16 protein-coding genes are annotated in these 23,460 nt (G+C 62.1%); 8 read left to right on the forward strand and 8 right to left on the reverse strand.

Annotation, left to right across the window (positions count from 1 at the left end; genetic code table 11):
* The 8 genes from pbpC to HF257_RS16745 form a co-directional block, all read right to left on the reverse strand.
* Window positions 1-2,298: a penicillin-binding protein 1C gene (gene pbpC, locus HF257_RS16710; protein WP_185709603.1), complete on the reverse strand. Its 2,298-nt coding sequence runs from the start codon at window positions 2,296-2,298 to the stop codon at window positions 1-3.
* Window positions 2,279-8,080 carry an alpha-2-macroglobulin gene (locus HF257_RS16715; protein ID WP_185709602.1) on the reverse strand — a complete coding sequence of 1,934 codons (5,802 nt, stop codon included), beginning with the start codon at window positions 8,078-8,080 and terminating at the stop codon, window positions 2,279-2,281. The genes pbpC and HF257_RS16715 overlap by 20 nt, the downstream gene beginning before the upstream one ends.
* Before the next feature lie 200 nt (window positions 8,081-8,280).
* Window positions 8,281-9,213 carry a phosphatidate cytidylyltransferase gene (locus HF257_RS16720; RefSeq protein WP_185709601.1) on the reverse strand — a complete coding sequence of 311 codons (933 nt, stop codon included), beginning with the start codon at window positions 9,211-9,213 and terminating at the stop codon, window positions 8,281-8,283.
* Window position 9,214: 1 nt separating this feature from the next.
* Window positions 9,215-9,835 carry a lysophospholipid acyltransferase family protein gene (locus tag HF257_RS16725; RefSeq protein ID WP_185709600.1) on the reverse strand — a complete coding sequence of 207 codons (621 nt, stop codon included), beginning with the start codon at window positions 9,833-9,835 and terminating at the stop codon, window positions 9,215-9,217.
* A gap of 9 nt (window positions 9,836-9,844) precedes the next feature.
* A complete protein-coding gene (locus HF257_RS16730) occupies window positions 9,845-10,288 on the reverse strand; it encodes a hypothetical protein (protein ID WP_185709599.1) in 444 nt (147 codons plus the stop codon).
* Window positions 10,278-11,576: a phosphatase PAP2/dual specificity phosphatase family protein gene (locus HF257_RS16735; RefSeq protein ID WP_185709598.1), complete on the reverse strand. Its 1,299-nt coding sequence runs from the start codon at window positions 11,574-11,576 to the stop codon at window positions 10,278-10,280. Before HF257_RS16735 ends, HF257_RS16730 begins: the two co-directional genes overlap by 11 nt.
* Before the next feature lie 2 nt (window positions 11,577-11,578).
* Window positions 11,579-13,327 carry a bifunctional alpha/beta hydrolase/class I SAM-dependent methyltransferase gene (locus HF257_RS16740; protein ID WP_185709597.1) on the reverse strand — a complete coding sequence of 583 codons (1,749 nt, stop codon included), beginning with the start codon at window positions 13,325-13,327 and terminating at the stop codon, window positions 11,579-11,581.
* 10 nt (window positions 13,328-13,337) lie between these two features.
* Complete coding sequence (locus HF257_RS16745; protein ID WP_185709596.1) at window positions 13,338-13,958, reverse strand: CDP-alcohol phosphatidyltransferase family protein; 621 nt, start codon at window positions 13,956-13,958, stop codon at window positions 13,338-13,340.
* A gap of 321 nt (window positions 13,959-14,279) precedes the next feature.
* Here HF257_RS16745 and hflK (HF257_RS16750) point away from each other — a divergent pair, with 321 nt between their 5' ends.
* The 8 genes from hflK (HF257_RS16750) (at window position 14,280) to cfaB (ending at window position 23,432) form a co-directional block, all read left to right on the forward strand.
* The gene (gene hflK, locus HF257_RS16750; RefSeq protein ID WP_185709595.1) at window positions 14,280-16,184 is read left to right on the forward strand and encodes a protease modulator HflK; all 1,905 of its coding nucleotides are present in this window, start codon (window positions 14,280-14,282) and stop codon (window positions 16,182-16,184) included.
* Window positions 16,185-16,193: 9 nt separating this feature from the next.
* Window positions 16,194-17,186 (forward strand): protease modulator HflC, encoded by a 993-nt coding sequence (gene hflC / locus HF257_RS16755; RefSeq protein WP_185709709.1) that lies wholly within the window; start codon window positions 16,194-16,196, stop codon window positions 17,184-17,186.
* Window positions 17,183-18,217 carry a protease modulator HflK gene (hflK, locus tag HF257_RS16760; protein WP_185709594.1) on the forward strand — a complete coding sequence of 345 codons (1,035 nt, stop codon included), beginning with the start codon at window positions 17,183-17,185 and terminating at the stop codon, window positions 18,215-18,217. Before hflC ends, hflK (HF257_RS16760) begins: the two co-directional genes overlap by 4 nt.
* Entirely contained in the window at window positions 18,214-20,100 is a 1,887-nt protein-coding gene (locus HF257_RS16765) for a cation-translocating P-type ATPase (RefSeq protein ID WP_185709593.1), read from the forward strand. The genes hflK (HF257_RS16760) and HF257_RS16765 overlap by 4 nt, the downstream gene beginning before the upstream one ends.
* 116 nt (window positions 20,101-20,216) lie before the next feature.
* Window positions 20,217-20,468, forward strand: coding sequence for a BufA2 family periplasmic bufferin-type metallophore (bufA2, locus tag HF257_RS16770; protein WP_185709592.1), 252 nt, complete (start codon window positions 20,217-20,219; stop codon window positions 20,466-20,468).
* A 67-nt stretch (window positions 20,469-20,535) separates the two neighbouring features.
* Entirely contained in the window at window positions 20,536-21,381 is an 846-nt protein-coding gene (bufB, locus tag HF257_RS16775) for an MNIO family bufferin maturase (RefSeq protein WP_185709591.1), read from the forward strand.
* Window positions 21,372-22,160: an HvfC/BufC family peptide modification chaperone gene (locus HF257_RS16780; protein WP_185709590.1), complete on the forward strand. Its 789-nt coding sequence runs from the start codon at window positions 21,372-21,374 to the stop codon at window positions 22,158-22,160. The genes bufB and HF257_RS16780 overlap by 10 nt, the downstream gene beginning before the upstream one ends.
* An 87-nt stretch (window positions 22,161-22,247) precedes the next feature.
* The gene (cfaB, locus tag HF257_RS16785) at window positions 22,248-23,432 is read left to right on the forward strand and encodes a C17 cyclopropane fatty acid synthase CfaB (RefSeq protein WP_185709589.1); all 1,185 of its coding nucleotides are present in this window, start codon (window positions 22,248-22,250) and stop codon (window positions 23,430-23,432) included.
* Window positions 23,433-23,460 lie beyond the last annotated feature (28 nt).

A 23,460-nucleotide genomic window follows, 5' to 3' on the forward strand; every position in this document is an offset into this window, starting at 1 on the left:
CTAAGGTACGAATTCCACCTTCAGCCCCCGACTAACACTGCGTCCCTGATCATCACTGACCCGCAATCGATACTCCCCCGACTTGCCCGGCCGCCAATTCAGCGTGGCTTGCGGCGGGTCCTGGCCGATCAAGGTTTGATCAGCGAACCAATACAGCGTCGCCGCATCGCTGGCCGCGTTGGCAGTCAGCGGGATGCTTTCCTGCGGTTGAGACAAGCGCAGTTGATAGCTCACTTGCGTCAGCGGCGAACGGATTTGCGGCGCTTCGCTCTGGTCGCTGATGCGGTTGGGCTGGCAGTTTCTCATCACATTGGGCGGCGTGCGGCGCGGTAGCCCCGCGGCACGGTATAGGCGTTGCACGTCGCTGGGCCAGAATTCAAAGACCTCCTCACGGGTGTATTGCGCCTCGAACGGCGGGCACGCCGCCTTGCCTGTGCGTGTGTCGATCAATACCGGGCGGTGCAGGTTGGACACGCGAATCGGCGAGACACCGGGGATGTACCAGGTCTCGCGGGTTTGCGGACACCAACGGTTGGGCAACTCGCCGGAGGCGGCACAGACGTCGATACGTACCAGGCCGGCCGGTGGCTTGTCGGGCTTGATCACCACGTTGGGCAAGGCCAGGGGCAGGGCGTCGGCGATACGGAAGAACAACGGTGCGGCAGTCTTGGCGCCGATGAACGCAGGGTTTGGCCGGCCATCGAAGTTGCCTACCCACACCACCAGCACGTAGGGGCCCACCAGGCCTGCACTCCAGGCATCGTGGAAACCCCACGAGGTGCCGGTCTTCCACGCGGTGCGCCAATGGCGGCCCGGCAAGCCATCCGGGCGCGGGTTGCGACGCAGCATGTCGCGCACCATAAAGGCCGCCTGGGGCGTGAGCAGTTGCGCCCCAGTGGATTGCGGCTGCTCCTGCACATAGCGCAATGGCCGTAGATGCCCGTCGCCGGCCAGCATCACATACAGTCGCGCCAGTTCCTCGGGTGTCATCTCGCCGCCGCCGAGTGCCAGGGCCAGGCCGTAATGGCTCTCGTCACGCAGGCCTTTGATACCGGCGCGTTGCAGCAGGCCATACAACGACGGCGACTTCACCTGACTGGCCAGCCACACGGCCGGGATATTGCGACTACGGATCAACGCATCCCGCGCTGTGAGGGGGCCGACAAAACTGCCGTCGAAATTTTCCGGCTGAAAGTAGCCGAAGTTACTCGGCAAGTCCTTGAGGATGCTCATGGGGTGGATCACCCCCTGGTCCAGCGCCAGCCCGTACAGGAAGGGCTTGAGCGTCGAGCCCGGCGAGCGCCGTGACAGCACGCCGTTGACCTGGCCGTGGATGCTTGTGGATAAGTAATCCGCAGAACCCACCAGTGCCTTGACGCTCTGGTCGCGGCCGTCGATCAGAATTGCGGTAGCGTTTTCCACACCGGTGCTGCGTCGCTCGCTGATAAAACCTGTGATCAGGCGCTCAAGCAGCTGCTGCAATGGCAGGTTGAGGGTGCTGTTGAGCTCGTTGCCGGGCTGGGACGCCAGCAGTTGTTCGCTCAAATGCGGTGCCAGGAAGGGGATTTGCTGGCGGTTACGCGCCTCCAGAGGCAAGTCCAGCAAACTGTCGTTACGCGGGTCCTGTGGATAAGTCTCGCGCCAGTCGGCCATCAAGCGCAGCCGGGCGTTTTGCAGCGAGGGCCCGAAGCGCGCACGTCGTCCCGGCTGCTGGGGAATCACCGCCAGCGCCAGCGCTTCGGACAGCGACAACTGCGCCGCAGACTTACCGAAGTAAATACGACTGGCCGCCTCGGCACCTTCGATATTGCCGCCCATGGGCGCCAGGTTCAGGTAGGCCTCAAGGATATCGTGCTTGCTGTAGCGCGCTTCCAGCCACAGCGCCAAGGCCATCTGTTGCAACTTGCCTGGAACCTGGCGCGTGTTCAGATCCCACAAGCGCCGCGCCAACTGCATGCTCAAGGTCGAGCCGCCCTGGCGTTGACCACCGCTGTAGGTGGCCAAGGCTGCGCGCACCAACGCCGGGGGATTCACCCCTGGGTGCCAGTAGAAATTGCGGTCTTCCTTGAGCAACAAGGCTTCGACCAATGAAGGGGATATCCGCTCCAGCGGCAGCCACAGGCGGTATTGGCCGTCATCTGCCAGCGTCATGCGCAGCAGCGAACCGTCATCGGCCAACACCACCCGCGATGAGGTCACGGCGTTTTCCAGCGGGGCATGCGGCCACAACCGCAACCCCGCCAGCAGCACCGCCGCTGCAAGCAGCGGCGTCAGGCGTTTAAGGCTTGGTAATTTCAAGCTGGCCTACTTTGCCGCGCCCTTGCAGGGTGGTTTCGTACATGCCTTCGGCGTAGGCCGGTGGCGTATTGAAGGTGCCTGCGTTGGTGGCGCGCACGCGGTAGACGAAGGTGCCTACATCGCGCAGTGCAGTGCCGTACAACACTACGCGATCATCGCGAACGTCCACGTAGTCCGGCTGCCAGTTGCTCAGCTCGGTTTCGCCAATAGGCGCTTGCCAGGTGTCTTCTTCCTGGTTGTCCTCTACATAGTCGGACTCCTCACCTTCACTCTCGTCAGTGCTGGTTGCTTCCGGCTCTGGAGGCAAGTTATACACAGGCTCGACGCCCCCCGGCAGCAGGTCGACCACGGCCACTTGCTGCACTTGGTCACGGTCGGTGGCCCGCAGGCGCAGGCGCACGAGGAACTCATCGCCTACGGCCACCTTGCTCAACGGCTCGCCTTTGAGGTCGAGGTACTCGTGGATGATTTCCAGGCCATTGGTGATCGGCTTGAGCTTGGCGCCCTTGTCGAAACCGGCTTCGCTGAGCATGTAGAACGCCGCAGGGCCGTCGGATTTTTCCATCACCAGCTTTTGCGTGGCGCTTGGTACGGCAGAGCGAGGCGGTTGGCCGGCCATTTCCAGCAACTGTTGTTGCTTGTCGCCAAGCCAAGCGGTGGCCTTGAGGGTCATGTCGCTTTGCGCACGCTGGCCATAGTTGTCCAGAGCCCGCAGCAACAGCGCAGCCGACAACGAGTTGTAGCGTTGCTCGTTGAGGCGCTTGCCGAGTTTATCCAGCAGCGCCGTGGGCACATCGTCCATCAGCTCCGGGAAATGCCGCGCCAGCAGGTGCAGGTGTTCGGCGTCGTGCACCAGCGGGTCGTAGTACAGGCCGTCGCTTTCCCACTTATCCACAAGGGAACGCCACGGGATTTTGCGGAACAGGGCATCGGCCTGGCGATCCTGCTTGAGCAACTTGTAGCTGGCGGCCAAATAGGCGGCGCCCAGGTCGTTCTGCCAGGTGTCCTTGAAGTAGCTCTCGTAACGCTCGCGGATATCGCTCAAGGCACCGCTTACCAGAATTCCCTGACGGCTCAGCAGGTAACTGGCGTAGGCGCGATTGCGCAATTCCGACAGGCCTTCACTAGGACCGTTGGCCAGGTCTGTCAGATACGCATTCGAGCGCACCAGCAGGTCTTCCGGTACTGGCAAGCCGCGCTCCTTGGCTTCGATCAGGAAATCGGTGGCGTACAGGCTGGCGTACGGCGCCACGTCCGGGTTGGCTGCCCACAAACCAAAGCCACCGGCCTGGTTCTGGCGTTGACGCAGCATGCGCACGGCGCTGCCGAAGGCTTGTTCGGCCTCTGGTGCGTTGCCGCCCCAGATCAACGCCGGCATGGCCTTGGACACCAATTGCTCGGTGCAGGCATAGCCGTAGTCATCCAGGTAATGCTTGAGGCCGTTGGCCCATACCAGCGGTGAGGCCGCGACGCCCAGTTGCACGTCGCGCAGTTGGCTAAACAGCTCGCGGGTGGGTTTCAGCTCTTTGCTGGCGCTGTCGAAGCGGCCCAGGCTCAATGCCACGCGATGCTCACTCAGAGGGCGGATCGAGGTGGTTTCCGCCACTTGAATGCGCTTGCCATCGGGCAGCACTGCGACAAAACGCAGGTCCGCCGAGCCGAGGGTTTCTCCCACCTTGATCTTGAACTCGGCGGTGCCTTCCTTGCGCGGTTGCAGGGACAGGGTGCTGCCTTTGTCGCCCTGCACGTTCAGACCGTCGCTGGTCTGCAGTTCAAACTTCACATCTGCCGCCGCGTCGAGGTTGCTGAACACCCCGGCGCTCACGTTGAACACATCTCCTGGCGCCACAAAGGCGGGCACGTTTGGCGTGATCACGATCGGCCCACGCACTTCGGTGTTGGCTTCGCTGACGCCGACGCTGTCGTTGTCCACCGCCACGGCAAACAGGTGCAGCTTGCCGTTGAAGCTGTCTGGCACTTGGTAATGCAGTACGGTTTCGCCGGCCGGCAGGTCCACCAAGCCGGACCACCAGGCCACCGGCGGCTGGTGTTTACGCTTGAATGGGTTCAGGTGATTGGCCAGGGCGCCTTCCGTATCGCCACCGGGCGCTGCCCCACTGAGCAGTCGGCTGAATTCCGGCAGGATCAGGTCAAGGATCTGACTGGTGCCTACTTCCAACGCACGTTTCTGGAAGAAGAAGCCCAACGGGTCCGGTGTCTGGTAACGCGCGACTTGCAGGATGCCTTCGTCCACCGCATACACCACTGCGCGGCCCGGGCGGTCAGCGTTGACCTTGATATCCAGCACCTGCCCCGGCTCGATCTTCGCCGGGCCTTCAACTTTCAAGGCCATGCGTCGCGCATCCAGGTTGATACTGAACGGCACCACGCCGTAGGACAGTGGGCTCATGTACACCTCGGCCGAGCCCATGTCCCGCACAAACTGCACGTTGACGTAGGCATTGCCTTCAAGCCCCGCAGGCACGCGGATGTGTTGCACGCTGTTGGTGCTGTCGGCTTTGAACCACTGCTGGGTGTAGACCTTGTCGCGCTCAATGGTGATCAAACCGGCGCCGGTGTAGGGCGCACGAATGCTGATCGCAATCTCGTCACCCGTGGCGTAGCTGCGTTTATCCAGGCGCAGTTGCAGTTCGGCGTTGCGCTCCAGGGAGCGCGAGGTGTTGCCGCGCCCGGCCACGCTGTAGTCGATCTGGTTGAGCAGGTTGCCGTTGGCATCCTTGAGTTGCAGGGTGAAATCCCCCGGGGTGCCGGTATTCAGGGCCTGCTTGGCGCCTTCCTGGGTCATCACCAGTGGGGAAGCCGGTTGGCTGATGTTCTTGATGCGCGACTCGTACTTGTAGGTGCCGTTGGATTGTTTCACCAGTACCGACACGTAACGGTGCTCGACCACTTCAGTGGTCAGGCCATCCACCGCCAGCGGCGACAGGTCTGGCGCGACGGCCAGCCATTGCACCTGACGCGGCGCATCCTTGGCTACGTACGACAGCGAATCCTGACTTTTCACACCGATCAGGTAGGGCGCGGACGACACCAGCAACGCACTTTGTGCTGCCACATTACGACCGCCTTCGGCTTCGAATACCTGGGTCATTACCTGCAGGCGGTAGGTGCTGTTGGCGAAGCGTTGCAGGTTGAGGTCGAGCACGGCCTGGCCGTTGTCGTCGACGGTGGTCTCGGCCAGGTCTTCGGTGCTGGCGTCCTCCAGGGAATCGTTGAGGCGGAAACGGTAATCGGGGTAGCGGTCGAATGCCGCGAGCGTTGGGCTCAAGGACATCTTCGCGGTGACACGCCGACCGGCCGCTGGCGCGCCGAACAGGTGCATCGCGGTGACTTTGGCTACCACTTGGTCCGGTGGAATCCAGCCCTGCACAGGGGTGTCATGCAGGCTCAGGCTGACCTTCATGCGGTCTGGTTCAAAGTCGCGGACCTTGAAACTCACGCTGCCCAGATCGGTGCGGGTCTGTTTTTGACCAATCAACTGCAAGGTCGCGGTGTAGTCCCCGGCGGGTGCGACTTCGCTGCTGGGGAAATCAAAGGTTTCAAAACCGCTGGCGGACAGCTTCAATGGTTGGCGAATAACTTCGAGGCCGCGCGGGTCGGTGATCTGCAGCTCAACCGGCAGGCCTTGCAGGGCACCTTTCCAATTACCGGTGCGCACGATCATGCCCAGGTGTGCGGTTTCACCGGGTCGGTACAGGCCACGGTCGGTAAACAGGTAGGCGCTGAGGCGATCGATCGCACCGTCTTCTTCCAAACCGCCTACGTCAAAGCGCGACAAATCCAGCTGCTGGGACTGGCGGGCAATCGGCAGGAACGACTGGTCGTTACCGCGCGTGACTACGTACATCAGTGGTGTTTTCTCACGGCGTAGTTCATCCAGCTTGGCGAAATGCGCATGGCCTTCGGCGTCGGTGCGGCCGCTGCTCACCGGCAAACCGTTGCGGCCAATGATGTCGACCTGTGCATCAGACACGGGCGAACCGTTGCCGATAGATTGCACAAACACATCATGACTACCGTCGCTGGAGCGCTTGGCAATGATGCCGAGGTCGGTCACCACGATGAAACGCAGGTCGCTGGTACTGCTGCGGTCGTATTCGAACGTGCGCGGGGCCGGGTCGTCCTGCGGGCTGAGCTTGAGCACGAAGATGCCGCGCCGACCACCGTTGGCGGTGAGGTAGTGGCTCAAGTCCACATTGTCGTACACGGTTTTTGCCGGATCGTTGGAAGACAGCGCAATATCCAGTGACTGACGTTCAACCATACGGTCGAAGTACTCGTTGCCAAAGTTCGGCCGGGCAAAGCTGCCACTGCTCTGGTCCACCAGGTGCTGCAATTGGTTAGGCAGCAGGCGAGCGATTTCCACATGGGCACCGGGTACACCACGGGCCATGAAGCCCAGGCGTTTTTCACCGTTGAGGCTGAGCAACGCACCGTCAGACAAGAACTGCAAGGTACGCGGATAGGCCGGCATGCTGATCAACGACGCCGTAGGATTCTTCGCCAGATAGCCGCCGATGGCTTCCAGGTTGGCAGGGACGCGCACGTAGATAGCACGACCGGCCGGCGCCTTGAACTTGAAGGCGTGCAAGGTGTTCAGCGGTTCCACGCTCGGTACGTGGGTCAGGTTGACCTTGGTGCTGCGGGCGAGCAGGGCGTCGTCGATGTCGTTGCTGTAATAGGGGCGGGTATCGTCCTGGGCTTTTTCCGGCAGCAGCCAGGCTTGCACCTTACCGGCGATGGTCTCGTCGGCCACGGCACTGGAGCTGCTGAACATCAGTACCGGTTCTGGCTCGCCGCGTTCGTTATCGACAAAGCTCACTTCGGCGCCGGTAAACGTCAGGCGATAGCGACCGGGGACGGTGACTTCCGCCACCAACGGCGCGGTGCTGGCATTGCCACCGTCACGTGCCTTGATACCTTGGTCGAGTTTGGCGCTGACGGGGGTGCTTTCCAGGGGGGTAGCCAGCGCGGCGGAACGGACGTAGGCGTTCAGTCGCTTATCGTCGAACGTGATTTCCGGACGGTTCGGCAACTGGGCGTCGCGGTACGCCAGGCCTTTGCCGAGGGTTACCGACACGCGTTTGCGTAGGCTGTCTTCATCCACCGGATGGGAAAAATGGAAGGTCGCTACCAGCTGTTTCAGCGTCGGGTTGGTCGGGTCTTGATACAACTCGTTTTGCGCCAGCGTGGCGCGGAACGGCTGGGTGGAAAACTGGCTGCTGTATTGGTTGAGCAGTACGCCATCGGCCAGCAGGTTTTTCTTGGCCAGGTCGAGGGTATACCCGGTGTCGATGGGCCAATCTTTGTCCGGCACGAACAGCAGGGTACGGTCATCCGACCAGCGCCAAGTGCCAGCCGCAGTAGGTTTGAGGGTGATGCCTTCGGTTACTGGCTTGCCAATCGCTGCCAGCGGGGCCACGGACTCGGCGAAGCGCACCTGCAAGTTATCCACAACCGGCGTCGGCTGGGTGTAGTCGGTGAGGTTGGGCTTGTGCAGCGAATAACCCACGGTGTGGGGCTGCGGCAGGTTGGTGTACCAGTGCCAGCCGTAGAACCCGGCGGCTGCCAGCAACACCAGGCCCACTATGCCTGCTCCGGTCTGACGCGGATAAGCACGGGCCTTGTGGCCCAGGCTTGCCAGGCCGTTGCCGATAGCACGCAGCCAGAACGGCGGATGCCACTGGCCAAAGACGGCTCCCACCACAGTCAGTAACGCGCCGACAATGCGGCGGCTGATCGCTTTGAACGAGTCGAACATGGTGAGCATCCCTGGCTAAGTGCGGCGTATCTTACACGCGTCTTTGATACAAATTTTCAGGTTTCAACGCAAACCTATGTGGGAGCGGGCTTGCTCGCGAAGGCGGTGTGTCAGCCAACTTATCAAGTGGCTGACACACCGCCTTCGCGAGCAAGCCCGCTCCCACATTTTGATCTTTACCCGGCCTGAAAGTGATGGTGTCAGGTCCACCAGTACCGCACGAGGTGGAAGAAGATCGGCGCCGCAAAACACACTGAATCCAGCCGATCGAGCATGCCGCCGTGACCTTCGATCATGTGCCCCCAGTCCTTCACGCCTCGGTCGCGCTTGATCGCCGACATCACGATGCCGCCGGCAAAGCCCAGCAGGTTGATCAACAGCGCGATCAAAAACGACTGCCAGGGATTGAACGGTGTGGTCCACCACAGTGCGGCGCCGATCAGGGACGACAGCAGGATGCCGCCGACAAAGCCTTCCACGGTTTTGGAGGGCGACAGGTTGGGCGCGATCTTGTGTTTGCCGAACAACTTCCCACACACGTACTGGAGTACGTCCGACAGCTGTACCACGATCACCAGGTAGGCGATCAACAGCAGGTTACGGCCCTCGTAGCCGGGGATGTCGAGGGTGAGCAGGGCAGGCACGAAAGACACGCAGAACACCGCGATCATCAGGCCCCACTGCACTTTCGAGGCGCGTTCCAGGAAGTGTGTGCTGTCGCCGCCCAGAGAAGCGAGGATCGGCAGCAGCAAGAACACGTACACCGGGATGAAGATTGAGAACAACCCGTACCAGTCCGAGTAGATCAGCAGGTATTGCAGTGGCAGTGCCACGTAAAACGCCGCCACCAACGCCGGGTAATCACTGCTGCGAGTGGGCGTTAGGGTGAGAAATTCGCGCAGCGCATAGAACGACACCGCGTAGAACAACAGGATCACCGCGCCGGTACCGAGCCAGAAGGCGATGCCGATGACAACCACCATCACCCACCAAGCGTTGATGCGGGCGTTGAGGTTGTCGATCACCGCATTGGGCGTGCCCCGGGTGCGCAGTTTGAGGATCAGGCCGATCAGTGAGGCGAGCACCAGAATCGCGCCGATGCCGCCGAACAACATTATGGTCTGGCTGTGCATATCAAGCGTGCTCCGGGGCAAGGGCGAGCAGGGCATCGCGGCTGCGGGCGAGGAACACTGCTTTGTCTTCGCCCTCTTCCAATTGCAGCGGTGCGCCGAAGCTGGTGGTGCACAGCAAGGGCAGCGGTAGCACGCGGCCCTTGGGCATGACCCGGTTGAGGTTGGCGATCCACACCGGAATCAATTCAGCCTGTGGGTAACTTTTAGCCAGGTGGTAGAGGCCGCTTTTGAACGGCAGCAGGCCGTCTTCCAGGTTGCGCGTGCCTTCGGGGAAGATGATCAGCGAGTCGCCGCTCTCCAAGGCATTGAGCATCGGCTGCAAGGGGTTATCCACAGGGTCTTTGCGTTCGCGGTCGATGAGTACGCCGTTGAACACGCGGTTGATGATGTAGCGGCGCAGGGCACTTGTGTTCCAGTAGTCGCTGCCGGCCACCGGGCGGGTGAATTTGCGTAGGTTCTGTGGCAACGACGCCCACAGCAGCACGAAATCGCCGTGGCTGCTGTGGTTGGCGAAGTAGATGCGCTGCACCGGCACCGGCGCGCAACCCAGCCATAGGCTGCGGGCGCCAGTCACGGTGCGGGCCATGGAGGTGATCAGCGTGGCAACCAGGGGTTCGAACATGGGAATTCCTTATCCGGCGAAAGGCAGCCAAGGGCTGGCAAGGATCACGCACAGGGTCAGCAGCGCTTGCGCGCCGAGCAGCCAGGCTTGTTTACGCAGCAGTTTGAGGGCGCCGCGACGGCGCTCTGCCCAAGGGCGGCCGGCACGTTTGGGCGATTGTAGACCCAGGGTTTGCATGGCTTGGTCGAAGTCGGCGGTGCGCTCGATATCGCGCGCGAGCAGGTTGAACAGGTCCGCATCGAAGGCCACGCGCAGCGCCCAATACTTTTGCAGCAGCCCGAGAATAATCATCCACAGGGCCAGCAGCAGGCAGATCGTGGAAATGCTCGCCAACAAGAGTTGTGCGAGACCGAACAGTACGCCGAGCAAGGTCAGGCCTGTGGATAACTGATCCAGCGAACGGCCTCGACGCAGCAGGCTGGCGACGACCTGGAGTTCCATATCAGCGGGCATGGGGCAAACCCTCCAACGCTTTACGGTGAGCAGGATGCAGGACCACATCGGCCCGCGCTGTACGAATAATAGTCAGCGCTTGCTCCACTGTGGTGGCGCGGTCGGTATGCAGCAACCAGGCGGCGACGGCGGTGGCGCTGCGCGAGTATCCGAGTGCGCAGCACACCAGCAGCGGGCCGTGTGAGCGCAGGCGCTCGATGGCTTGGGCGGCGTGCAGGCATTCAGTGGACGTGGGGGCGATCAGGTCCAGTACGGGAATCGATTGATAAGCACGACCCTGTGGATTAATCGGCAGTTCGGCGCAGAGATCGACAATTGCCTTGAAGGGTTCCTGCTCACTCTTCGTAGGAATACGACCGAGCCAAATGTTATCCACAATCATGTCGGGCTGTGGATGCTTGCGTGTCCACAGGCGTGAGTTGATCCAGGCAGCCGCCAGATAGGGCGCATACAGCCAGCGCGCCGCAGGGGTTAGCCGACCGTCACTACGTTTTTGAAAACCCGAGGCGCCGAGTACGAAGTAGTTGGCCTTGATCAACGCCAGGGAAACCGCAGGCCACAGTATCCACAGCCACGCGCCGCCCAGTACAAAGGCGAGGATCACCAGGATCAAGGCCCCCAGTCCGTAGCGCACACCGATCTTCCAGCGTGCAACATCCCATGTCAGGCGAGCATTCAACAGCGGGCTTGGGTGCTCCACTGGCCACAACCACACACACATCCAACCGGCGAGGGCGCCTGTGGGTAAGTCGATAAAGTGGTGTTGATAAGTGGTCAGCACCGAAATGCCGATCAACGCGAACCAGCCGTGTACCAGCCAACGCCACACGCCCTGGGTATGGCGTTGGTACATGACCCACAGGATTACCAACAACGCGATGTGCAGTGATGGCGCCTGGTTGAAGGGTTTGTCGAACCCTGCCAGCACCGCAAACAGCCAACCGAACACGCCATCCAGCTCCGGCCGCTCGAAGGTGAAGCGCAGCGGCCAGATCAGGAAGCAGCTCACCGCGATCACCTGCGCGCTCAGCAGGCGCAGCGCATGTTGCTTCAACTCATGCCGGGTGTTCGGCAGCAGCAGGGAGAACCCGTAGAGCAGGTCGATGGACCAGTAGGGCACGATGGTCCAGGCCAGGAACGGCATATGGGTTTCCCAGCCGAACACCATCGTACCGACGTCACTGCGCTGGCTGGTGACCCAGGTGGCAAAACCGTAGGTGCTGAAAAACAGCGGCGCCAACAGCAGCAGCCACAGGACTGCTGGTTTCAATAAGCCGGGTTCGCGCATGTTCAGATCTTCTGTGCCAGGGACACGGTGAAAATGCCCCACTCGTCCACCCGTTGAGTGATCTTGCGGAAACCGGCGGCCTCCACCAGTTGATCCATTTCTGCCTGGCTGCGGCGGCGCATCACCCAGGCTTGGCCTTGGCGATGGCTGGTCAGCGCGCGGGCGATCAGCTCCAGTTGCGGGTGCCACGGCTGGCCGGTGTAGACCAGATAACCGCCAGGCTCAACCGCTTCGGCCAGGCCTGCCAGTGAACCACCGACCATTCCGTTATCGGCAAACAATTCATATAACCCGGACACCACCGCCAGCGTCGGCTTGGGTTCCAGCGCCGCTAGATCGAGGCGATCAAACGCGTCGCCTTTGACGAACTGCGCAATATCCCCCAGGCCTTTCTCGCGAATCAGCGCGCCACCGTCGCGTACGTTGATGTCGCTGTAATCGCGCAGCAGGATCGACTCCGGCAGCGGCGAAACGCCCTGCAAGGCTTCGAGAATGTAGCGCCCGTGACCGGCGGCGATATCGACAATGCGCACTTCGCGATCATCCGCGCGCAGCTTAGCCATGGCCAGGCGCAGCAGTTCCTCGACGTTCAGCTTGCGCTGGCGAATACCACGCCAGCCGATTGAGTTGAGGTAGTTGGTGTCGATCATCCGCCCCAGCCCGCCCTTGCCGGTGGGGGTGTTGCGGTATACGTAGTCCAAGGTGCTACCGGAGTCGAAGCCGGTGTCGAAGCCCAGCTTCACGCCGTCCGACAGATTCTTGCCCAGACCCATGCTGGCGCGGGTCAGGCGCCAGTACAGGTCGCGCAGGGAGTTGCGCGGTAGCGGCGCGGCGAGGGCTTCGGACTCGGCGCAGGTGGCGCCGATTTTGTCGGCGTCGAGCAGCGAGGCACGGTCCAGCGGGTGTGCGAAGTTCTGCAGGATAAAGCGCCTGGCACTGCTCACGGCGGTGGCGCGGTCGCGTTCGCCCAAGGTGTCGTGGAAGAAACCGGGAAGAATGTGCAGCTCTTTTTTCAGGCTGCCGAGGCGGTCGAAAAATTGCTGCTGGGGTTTGCGGTGCACCACAAAGTCCGAGCCGGAGATGAGCAGTTGGGTGGGTACCTGGATCGCCTGTGCATCGGCCACAACCCGGTCAGCGGCTTCGTACAGCCCCAGCAGCACATTCACCGAGATGGCCTTGGTGATCAGTGGGTCATTGTCGTAGGACGCCACGCGCTGCGGGTCATGGCTGAGGAACTTGGCCTTGACGTAACTGTTGACGAAAAAGTTGCCGCGAAACTTGCGCATCAACGCCAGGCCCGGCCGGGCAAACGGTACGTACAGCTTGACCTTGAACGCGGGAGAAGCCAGCACCAAGGCGCGGATCTTCGGTGCGTAATCGTGCACCCAGGTCGCGGCGATGACGGCGCCGACGCTTTGCGCGATAACCGCGAAATTATCTTCCTCAATGCCATAGGCCGCGCCGATGTGGTCGCAAAAGGTCTGCACGTCACGGGCGCTGGTGGCGAAGCTTGGGCTGTCACCGCGTTCGCCGGGAGATTGGCCGTGGCCGCGGGCGTCCCAAGCAAAAAAGTCGAACTGCGGCAGGTCCAGCTCATCCACCAGATGGGCGATACGCCCCGAATGCTCATGGCCGCGATGGAACAACACGATCGCCTTGCGCGGCCCGTCACCCACCGTGGCCGGCCAGTGCCGGTAGAAAAGCTCGACGCCATCATGGGTACTGAAGGTGTGCTCTTGCTGTTCGCGCATTGCAAATTCCTTATGCAGTCGGTGAGGTGTGTTCTTCTTTGAGGCCCTGGCGCACTCGGTTGACCAGGGTGTAGGCGAGCAGGGCAGCCACCAGCCACATCACCCCGTCGACCCAACCCTCGCCCAGCCAGCCCAGCGCTACACCGGTGGCCAGCACGCCCAGCACGAACGCCCGGTCACTCTTGCCCATCGGCCCGTCATAGCGGCGGGATGCCCCTACCATTGGCCCCAGTACGCCGGCGTATTCGCTGAACACCGCCAGCAGCGCCACCAACAGCACTGGCGCCAGGCTGACGTCTGGGATCAGCGCAAAGGGCAGGATCAGCGCGCTGTCGGCGATCACGTCGCACAGTTCATTGAGGTAGGCGCCCAGGCGTGACTGCTGGCCGAATTCCCGGGCAAGCATGCCGTCGATGGCGTTGAGGGCCATGCGCAGGATCATCCACAGCGGAATTAGCGCAAACAGCCACAGGTGTTGGGCGAAGCTGGCGATGAGCAGGCCCACCAGCAGTGAAATCACACCGGCCAGCACCGTAATTTGGTTGGCGGTGGTGCCGTTGTCGTAGAGGCGCTGCACCAGAGGGCGCAGCAGGTTCTGAAAGCGCGGCTTGAGCTGATAGATCGAGATCATGGGGAGTGACGTTTCCTTGTCCGTGGACCCGCGAAAATCTGGCCTGGAGTGTGCCGACTATTCGGCGCCTTCACCAGTGATGGCACGTGTTTATGGGGGGTTGGTCACGCTCTTGGGCACAACGAAGTTACCCTGTGGGAGCGGGCTTGCTCGCGAAAGCGGTGGGTCAGTCAACCGCTGTATCAACTGACAGACAGATTTCGCGAGCAAGCCCGCTCCCACAGGGGATCTGGGTTGTATTCAAAAGCTGCGTTTATCGGACAAAAATTTCACGCCCCGTGTTATATCGTAACTAATTGTGTGTTAACGGGCGTTGAGTGGATGCAAGTGGATCTGGAAGCTGACGGCGCTTCGGTGGAAGGCCTTCCGCGTTTTCAACAGGGGTTGTTTCACGCCCGTCGATTGCGCCAAGCGGGCATCAGCCTGACGGTGCTGGCCGTTGCTGGCTGGGTGCTGGCGTTGTTTGTCGCGCTGTTTGCGCCGTTGTCGATCTGGCCGGTGGTGTTGATCAACGGTGCGTCGGCGTTGCTGCTGCTGGTGGCGGGTTTGCAGTCGGCGTGGTGGGTAGCGGATTGGCGTGCCCAGGCGCTGGAAGAACCGGCGGTTGAAGCGCCGGTTGAAGACTCGGGCCGCTACGCGCGCCTTCTGGAGCGCTTTGGCAAGCAGATCGGCGCGCCGGTGTTGTGGCTTGGCGGTTGGTCGCTGCTGGCGCTGGTCAGCATTATCGAGTTCTGGAACCTGGCGTTACCTGCCGCGCCGTTGGGTCAATCGGCAAGCATCGGTGCCGCGTTGGCATTGGTACTGGCCTTCGGTTTGCTGGTGTTCGAACGTCGCCTGGCCCAGGAAACCGCCGCCCAATGGCCCGAAGCCTCACAACTGGCGCTATTGAGCCGGGTGGCGATTATCTGCTCGGTGGTCAGTGCGATTTGCCTGTTGTTTGCCGGTGCCGAGTCCGTGTGGCCGCTGCGCCTGGCGGTGCTGATCGGTGCACTGCCTGCCCTGGTCGCTGTGGAGTTCTTGCTGCGGGCCGTGCTGTCGCTGTTCAGCCCGCGCCAGCCGCGTCTGGAACCGCGCCTGATGGCGCAAAGCTTTATCGCCGGGCTGCTGCGCTGGCCGCCGCAACCCTTGCTTGCCTTGCAGCACGAATTGTACAACCGCTTCGGCATCGACCTGCGCCAGATCTGGGCGTTTACCTACATGCGCCGTGCGTTCCTGCCGGTGTTGCTGGTGGTGCTGGCGGTAGGTTGGGCATTGACCGGCGTGCACGAAGTGCCCCTGCAAGGGCGTGGGATTTATGAGCGCTTCGGCAAACCGGTCGAGGTCTTCGGCCCGGGCCTGCACGCCGGGTTGCCATGGCCATTGGGCCGTGTAATCACTGTGGAAAACGGCGTGGTGCATGAGTTGGCCACCAGCGTCAGCGAAGCCGCCACCCCGGAGCTGGCGCCCGCTGAAGGCCCGGCGCCGCTGATCGCCAATCGGCTGTGGGACGCCAGCCATGTGAATGACAAATCCCAGGTGATCGCCAGCAGCAGTGGCGACAAGCAGAGTTTCCAGATCGTCAATATGGATGTGCGTTTCGTCTACCGCATCGGCTTGACCGACAAAGCCGCGCTCGCCGCCACTTATAACAGCGCCGATGTGCCAACCCTGATCCGCAGCACCGCCAGCCGCATCCTGGTTCACGATTTTGCCTCGCGCACCCTCGACGAGTTGCTCGGTGAACAACGCACCAGCCTCGCCGATGAAATTGGCCGAGCGGTGCAGGCGGATCTGCAGAAACTCGACAGCGGCGTAGAAATCCTCGCCACCGTGGTGGAAGCGATCCACCCACCGGCCGGTGCCGCCAATGCCTACCACGGTGTGCAAGCGGCGCAGATCGGCGCCCAGGCCCTGATCTCCCGCGAACGCGGCGCGGCCAGTGAGCAAACCAACCAGGCCTTGCTGCAAGCCAGCACTGCCCGCGACCAGGCCACGGCCACCGCCCGCGAAGTGAACGCGGGCGCCCAGGCGGCCGACCTGCGTTTTGCCGCCGAACAAAAGGCCTATGCCGCCGCGGGCAAGGCCTTCGTGCTGGAACAGTACCTCGGCCAACTCAGCCAGGGCCTGGCCCACGCCAAGCTGCTTATTCTGGATCATCGCCTGGGTGCCGACAGTGCGCCGACGATTGATCTGCGTTCTTTTACTTTGCCGGCCGATCCTTCGGTGCCGCGTAAAGCCGTTCAATAAGGAGTCTGTCTGTTGAGCGCTCATTCCCACGATCACGGTCATCATCATGGCCATCACCACCACCATCATCACGGTGACGAACACACCGCCGGCCCGTTCCCGTGGCGACGCATGGCTTGGGCGGTGTTGCTGGTGCTGTTTGCGGTCGCCGCCGCCAGCCTGGTGCAAGTGCGCTCCGGCGAGGCCACGGTGATCACCCGTTTCGGCAACCCGTCGCGGGTGCTGTTGGAACCGGGCCTGGGCTGGCGCTGGCCGGCGCCGTTCGAGGCGGCGATTCCGGTGGATTTGCGCCTGCGCACCACCTCCAGCGGTTTGCAGGATGTGGGCACCCGCGATGGCCTGCGCATCATCGTGCAGGCCTATGTGGCGTGGCAGGTGCAGGGCGATGCCGACAATGTGCAGCGCTTCATGCGTGCGGTGCAGAACCAGCCGGATGAAGCGGCGCGGCAGATTCGCACCTTTGTCGGCTCGGCGCTGGAAACCACGGCGGCCAGCTTTGACTTGTCCAGCCTGATCAATACCGATGCCAGCCAGGTGCGCATTGCCGATTTCGAAGCCCAGTTGCGCCAGCAAATTGATCAACAATTGCTCACTACCTATGGCGTACGCGTGGCTCAAGTCGGTATCGAACGGCTGACGTTGCCGTCGGTGACCCTCACCGCCACCGTCGACCGCATGCGTGCCGAGCGCGAGACCATCGCCACCGAACGCACCGCCGTGGGCAAGCGCGAAGCGGCGCAGATCCGTTCGGCGGCTGAGCGTGATGCACGCATTGTGCAGGCTGATGCCACGGTGAAAGCCGCCGACATCGAAGCGCAATCGCGAGTGGAAGCCGCGCAGATCTATGGCCGTGCCTACGCCGGCAACCCGCAGCTATATAACCTGCTGCGCTCGCTGGATACCTTGGGCACGGTGGTCACGCCGGGCACCAAGATTATCCTGCGCACCGACGCTGCGCCGTTCCGCGCCTTGGTCGACGGGCCGAAGGACGTCCAGCCATGATCGAGCGTGACAGCCCGGACAGCCCCTGGATCCAGGCAGGGCGTCTGACCTTTCTGGCGCTGTACGCGGTGACCGTATTGGCGGCGTTGGCCTGGGCGTTTTCCAACGTACGCCAGATCGACCCGCAGAACCGCGCGGTGGTGCTGCACTTCGGCGCCTTGGACCGCATCCAGAATGCCGGGCTGCTGCTGGCCTGGCCGCAGCCGTTTGAGCAGGTGGTGCTGTTGCCGGCGGCAGATCGGGTGATCGAGCGACGGGTGGAGAACCTGCTGCGTTCTGACGCGGCAGTCCAGGCCGACCGCGTGGCCACTTTCGCCACGCCGCTCAGCGATGCCCTGGCCGGGTCCGGGTACCTGCTGACCGGCGATGCCGGGGTGGTGCAGCTGGATGTGCGGGTGTTCTACAAGGTTACCGAGCCGTATGCGTTTGTGTTGCAGGGCGAGCATGTGCTGCCTGCGTTGGATCGCCTGGTGACCCGCAGCGCCGTGGCGCTCACGGCGGCCCGCGATCTGGACACGATCCTGGTGGCGCGGCCCGAACTGATCGGTAGCGACAACGGTGCCGCCGAGCGCCGTGAGCGTCTACGTGGCGACCTGGTGCAAGGCATCAACAAGCGCCTTGCACAGTTGACTTCCAGCGGCTTGGGCTTGGGCATCGAAGTCACCCGTGTGGATGTGCAATCCAGCCTGCCAGGCCCGGCGGTGAATGCGTTCAACGCGGTGCTGACCGCCAGCCAGCAGGCGGATAAAGCCGTGGCCAACGCCCGCACCGACGCCGAAAAACTCACCCAGACTGCCAACCAGGAAGCCGACCGCGTGGTGCAAGTGGCCCACGCGCAGGCCAGTGAACGGCTGGCCAACGCCCAGGCGCAAACCGCGACCGTGGCCAGCCTGGCCCAGGTGAAAGACCCAGGCTTGCTGCTGCGCCTGTACCGCGAGCGCCTGCCGAAGATTCTCGGCCAGGCAGGTTCCGTGACCACGGTCGACCCTAAAGACGACTCCCGATTGATCATCCAGGGAGCCGAGCAATGAGCGCACCCATGTTGACCTCCGCCGAGCAGCGTAGCGCTGCGCGGCAATTGACCCTGGCCATGCTGGCCTTGGGGTTGCTGGTGCTGGGCCTGGTATGGCGCTGGCTGGCGCCGGACCAGACCGGTGTGAGCCAGCTGCTGCTGGGTGTCGCTTCGTTGCTGGTGGCAGTCCCGGTAATGCGCTCGGCCTGGTACAGCTTGCGGTTTCCCAGCTTGCACGGCATCACCGACCAACTTATCGCCTTGGCCATGTTGGGCGCCTGGGCCACCGGCGATCTGCTGACCGCCGCGCTGCTGCCGATCATCATGATCTTTGGCCATGTGCTGGAAGAGCGCAGCGTGATTGGCTCCCAGGAGGCTATTCATGCCTTGGGCAAACTGACCCGCAGCCATGCGCGGTTGGTGCAGGCCGACGGCAGCATTATTGAAGTGGACAACGGCGCGCTGAGCACTGGCGATGTCGTCGAAGTGCGCGCCGGCGACCGAGTGCCCGCCGACGGTATGGTGCTGTCGGGGCAAGCGAGCCTGGACACCGCGCCGATTACCGGTGAGTCGGTGCCGTTGGAAGCCAGTGTGGGCGTGCAGGTGTTTGGCGGGGCGATCAACCTTGATGGTTTGTTGCGCCTGCAAGTGACACGCACTGGCAATGAATCGACCCTGGGCAAAGTCATTGCGCTGATGCAGAACGCCGAGCGCTCCAAGCCACCGATCACCCGGCTGCTGGAGCGCTATGCCGGCAGTTATATGGTGTTGGTGTTGCTGTTGGCGGCGGTCACCTGGTTTGTGACCAATGACGCGCAAGCGATGCTCGCCGTGCTTGTGGCAGCGTGCCCGTGTGCATTGGTGCTGTCGGCGCCGGCTACCGCCATTGCAGGGATTGCCGTGGCAGCGCGCCATGGCATTCTGATTCGCAGCTCGGCGTTCCTGGAGGAGCTGGCAGACCTGACATCCCTGGTGGTCGACAAGACCGGCACCCTGACCTTTGGCACGCTGCGTCTGCAATCGGTCGAAACCACCGCACCGGACCGGCAGGTGTTGCTCAACCTGGCGGCCAGTTTAGGTTCGGCCAGCAGCCACCCGGTCAGCCGGGCATTGGCGGGGTTGGCGACGCAGGAACAAATGCTGGCGTTGACCGACATCCGCGAACGCCAGGGCCTGGGCGTGGTGGCACAGACCGAGGACGGTGAAGCGGCGCTGGGGCGGCCGGAGTTGTTCGAGCAATTGGGCATCGTCACCACCCCTGTCCCGAACCATGACGGCCCGATTGCCGGTTTGGCGCTGAACGGAGCGTTTCTCGCCTGGCTGCTGTTGGCCGACAGCGTCAAGCCGGAAGCCCGCCAGGCGCTGCAAGAATTGCGTGAGCTGGGCCTGGGTCGCCAGTTGCTGCTCACCGGCGACCGCCAAAGTGTCGCCGACAGCCTGGCGCTGGACGTGGGCATCAGTGACGTCGAAGCCCAAGCGTTGCCGGAAGACAAGCTCAACCGGGTGCTGGGTGAAATCGCCAGCGGCTTCCGGCCCATGGTGGTGGGCGACGGCATCAACGATTCGCTGGCGCTCAAGGCCGGTGTGGTCGGCGTAGCCATGGGCGCGGGCGGGGCAGACATCGCGTTGGCCTCGGCAGACGTGGTGTTGATCGGCAGCGACCTGCGGCGCCTGGGCACGTGCGTGCGTTTGAGTCGCCAGTGTCGGCAGACGTTGCAGGTCAACGTGATCATTGGCCTGGGGTGGACGTTGGCCATCGTCGTGTTTGCCGCGTTTGGCTGGCTAGGGGCGGCGGGCGCGATGATTGCGGCGGTGTTGCATAACCTCAGTACCTTGCTGGTACTGGGTAATGCCGGGCGTTTGCTGCGCTTTCAGGAACCGCTTTTGAAGCTGGAGGAATAATTTTCAGAAATATTTGCACACAGCTGTAACGCGGATAGGGGGCCTCACTCTAGTGCTGTGTCGAGACTGAACAATCCGTTCAGACCGACACCACTACTGATCATGAGGAATACACGATGAACATTAAATCCGCTGCTGCTGGTGCCGCTCTCGCTATGGCTGCTGCCACTATGTTTGCTGGTGTGGTCACCCAGGCACAAGCCGCAGACGCCACTGTGCATTGCTATGGCGTCAACGCCTGCAAAGGCCAGAACGACTGCAAAACCAAAGACCACGCGTGCAAAGGTCAAGGTTCTTGCAAAGGCCAGGGCTTCCTGTCGATGACCAAATCGATGTGCGACGCCAAGGGCGGCAAAGTCGGCGAATAACCGGCCACCGAGTGCACCCGCAGCGGCAGCCCCCCACCGCTGCGGACACTTTTCCCAGGAGTGTCCTATGCCCACTTCCCTCCCGAACCTCGGTTATGGCCTGGGTTTACGCAGTGAGTACTACCAGCAGATCCTCGAACAGTCGCCCGCCGTGGATTGGTTTGAAGTGATCTCCGAGAATTACCTGGTCCAGGGCGGTAAAGCCTTGTACTACCTGGATGCAATTGCCGAGCGTTATCCGCTGGTGATGCACGGCGTGTCCCTGTCCATCGGCGGGCCGCATGCCCTCGATATCGATTACCTGAAGCAGATCAAGCAGCTCGCCGAGCGTATCCAGCCGGCGTGGGTGTCCGATCACCTGTGCTGGAGCCGTGGCAGCGCCCACCAGTTGCATGACCTGCTGCCGCTGCCCTACACCGAAGAAAGTCTGTACCACGTGGCCGCCCGTGTGCGCCAAGTGCAGGACGTATTGCAGCGCCCTCTGGTGTTGGAGAACGTCTCCAGCTACATACGTGCCAAGGCCGACGAGTTTACCGAGTGGGAATTTCTCAACGCGCTGGCTCACTTGTCGGGGTGCCAACTGCTGCTGGACGTGAACAACGTATACGTGAGTTCGCGCAACCATGGCTTCGACGCCTGGACATTCATTCGTAATCTGCCGCCTGAAAGCATCCGCCAACTGCACCTGGCCGGGCATATGGACTACGGCGACTACGTGGTCGATACCCATGACCATCCGGTGTGCGATCCGGTGTGGGCGTTGTACCAGCAAACACTGGAACACTTGGGGCCGGTCTCGACGTTGTTGGAGCGTGATGATCACTTCCCGCCGTTCGAAGAACTGCTCGCCGAGTTGAGCAAAGCCCGTGAACTGGGCGCAACCGCCTTGGCCCGGAGATCGTTATGCGCCTGACCGATTGGCAATTGGCCTTTGAGGAGCATTTGTTATCGCAAGCCAGTACTGCCAACAGCAGTTTTGCCGCCAGCTTGCTGGGCGGGCCGACGCTGGATGTGCAGACGGGCCTGGCGATTTACCACAACGCTTATCTCTCAAGATTGCAGGAAGTGTTGCGACACGACTTTGGCGCCCTCTGGTACTGGTTGGGTGATGACGAGTTCGCGCAACTGACAGACGCTTACGTGCGCCGCTATCCGTCCGCCCATTACAGCCTGCGTTGGCTCGGTGAGCGCTTGCCGGCGTTTATCACTGAGTGCTTGATGCCTGAACAGAGCCCGCCGTTGGTTGAACTGGCGCGGTTGGAGTGGGCGTTCACCCTGGCATTCGACGCGCCTCAAGGCGAGCCGTTGGGGTTGAACGATATGGCGCAGTTGCCGCCCGAGGACTGGCCGGGTTTGCAGGTCACCCTGGCGCCTTCGGTGCAGCAGCTGCTGTGCCACTTCAATACGGTAGCGATCTGGCGAGCCAGCAAGGGTGAGTCGGACTTCCCCGGCAGCCACGCGCTTGAGCTGGCACACATTTGCCTGGTGTGGCGCCATCAGCAGGTGTGCAATTACCGCACGCTGGATCCTGCGCAAGCCTGCGCGTTAGCGGGCATGGTAACCACCGGCTGGAATTTTTCAGAACTGTGCGCCGAGCTTGCAGTCACTTATGGAGAGGGTGCCCCCCTTCAGGCCGTTACGTGGCTGAAACAGTGGATCCAGGACGGTTTGCTGGAGCGTCGGACGCCATAGACGAACGCTATCAAATCGATAGCCTCCTACTTTGTCTTCTGATGGTCTACCCTCACTCCAGACGTCTGAAACAAGGGGGGACTACTCATGCTCGCGCAACTTCCACCGGCCTTACAGAATCTTCAGCTACCGCTGCGTCTTCGACTCTGGGACGGCCATGAATTCAACTTGGGCCCCGAGCCCAGTGTGACCATCGTGGTGAAGGACCCCACGGTCGTGTCCAAGCTGACCCATCCCACGCTAGATGCGCTGGGAGAAGCCTTCATCGAGGGCAAACTGGAGCTGGAAGGCTCCATCGCCGAGGTCATCCGGGTATGTGACGAATTGAGTCACGCCTTGATCGAAGACGACGAGGGGAGTCGTCCGGTGCGCTCGATCCACGACAAGGCCACTGATGCAGCGGCCATTTCCTACCATTACGACCTGTCCAACGAGTTCTACCAGCTGTGGCTGGACCAGGACATGGCGTATTCCTGCGGTTATTTCGAAACCGGCAGCGAATCCATCGATCAGGCCCAACAAGACAAATTCCGCCACCTGTGCCGCAAATTGCGGCTGCAGCCGGGGGAGTATTTGCTTGATGTCGGCTGTGGCTGGGGCGGGTTGGCGCGCTTTGCGGCGCGGGAGTTCGGGGTGAAGGTGTTTGGCATCACCTTGAGCAAGGAGCAGTTGGCGTTGGCCCGGGAACGGGTGAAAGCCGACGGCCTGGCCGATCAGGTGGACCTGCAACTGCTCGATTACCGCGACCTGCCGCAAGACGGCCGTTTCGACAAAGTGGTGAGCGTGGGCATGTTCGAGCACGTCGGTCACGCCAACCTGGCGGAATATTGCAAGACCCTGTTCGGCGCGGTGCGTGAAGGTGGCCTGGTGATGAACCACGGGATTACCGCCAAGCACACCGACGGTCGCCCCGTGGGCCGCGGTGCCGGGGATTTTATCGAGCGCTACGTGTTCCCCAACGGTGAACTGCCGCACCTGGCGATGATGACCGCAGAACTCAGTGAGGTCGGGCTGGAAGTGGTCGACGTCGAAAGCCTGCGCCTGCATTACGCGCGCACGTTGGACCACTGGAGTGAGCGGTTGGAGGACAACCTGGAAGCGGCGGCGAAGATGGTGCCGGAGCAGGCGTTGCGCATTTGGCGGCTGTATTTGGCCGGATGTGCTTATGCGTTTGCACGGGGCTGGATCAACCTGCACCAGATATTGGCAGTGAAGCCGCACACCGATGGCAGCCATGAACTGCCGTGGACACGGGAAGATATCTACCGCTGATCTTCTGATTATTAGAGATCCAAAGGTG

The sequence above is a fragment of the Pseudomonas cremoris genome, from assembly GCF_014230465.1.

What these genes read in the sequence shown, in the direction of transcription:
- HF257_RS16715 (WP_185709602.1), bottom strand. Translation starts at nt 8,080, where the DNA reads ATGTTCGACTCGTTCAAAGCGATCAGCCGCCGCATTGTCGGCGCGTTA.
- HF257_RS16720 (WP_185709601.1), bottom strand. Translation starts at nt 9,213, where the DNA reads ATGCACAGCCAGACCATAATGTTGTTCGGCGGCATCGGCGCGATTCTG.
- HF257_RS16725 (WP_185709600.1), bottom strand. Translation starts at nt 9,835, where the DNA reads ATGTTCGAACCCCTGGTTGCCACGCTGATCACCTCCATGGCCCGCACC.
- HF257_RS16730 (WP_185709599.1), bottom strand. Translation starts at nt 10,288, where the DNA reads ATGCCCGCTGATATGGAACTCCAGGTCGTCGCCAGCCTGCTGCGTCGA.
- HF257_RS16735 (WP_185709598.1), bottom strand. Translation starts at nt 11,576, where the DNA reads ATGCGCGAACCCGGCTTATTGAAACCAGCAGTCCTGTGGCTGCTGCTG.
- HF257_RS16740 (WP_185709597.1), bottom strand. Translation starts at nt 13,327, where the DNA reads ATGCGCGAACAGCAAGAGCACACCTTCAGTACCCATGATGGCGTCGAG.
- HF257_RS16745 (WP_185709596.1), bottom strand. Translation starts at nt 13,958, where the DNA reads ATGATCTCGATCTATCAGCTCAAGCCGCGCTTTCAGAACCTGCTGCGC.
- hflK (WP_185709595.1), top strand. Translation starts at nt 14,280, where the DNA reads ATGCAAGTGGATCTGGAAGCTGACGGCGCTTCGGTGGAAGGCCTTCCG.
- hflK (WP_185709594.1), top strand. Translation starts at nt 17,183, where the DNA reads ATGATCGAGCGTGACAGCCCGGACAGCCCCTGGATCCAGGCAGGGCGT.
- HF257_RS16765 (WP_185709593.1), top strand. Translation starts at nt 18,214, where the DNA reads ATGAGCGCACCCATGTTGACCTCCGCCGAGCAGCGTAGCGCTGCGCGG.
- bufA2 (WP_185709592.1), top strand. Translation starts at nt 20,217, where the DNA reads ATGAACATTAAATCCGCTGCTGCTGGTGCCGCTCTCGCTATGGCTGCT.
- bufB (WP_185709591.1), top strand. Translation starts at nt 20,536, where the DNA reads ATGCCCACTTCCCTCCCGAACCTCGGTTATGGCCTGGGTTTACGCAGT.
- HF257_RS16780 (WP_185709590.1), top strand. Translation starts at nt 21,372, where the DNA reads ATGCGCCTGACCGATTGGCAATTGGCCTTTGAGGAGCATTTGTTATCG.
- cfaB (WP_185709589.1), top strand. Translation starts at nt 22,248, where the DNA reads ATGCTCGCGCAACTTCCACCGGCCTTACAGAATCTTCAGCTACCGCTG.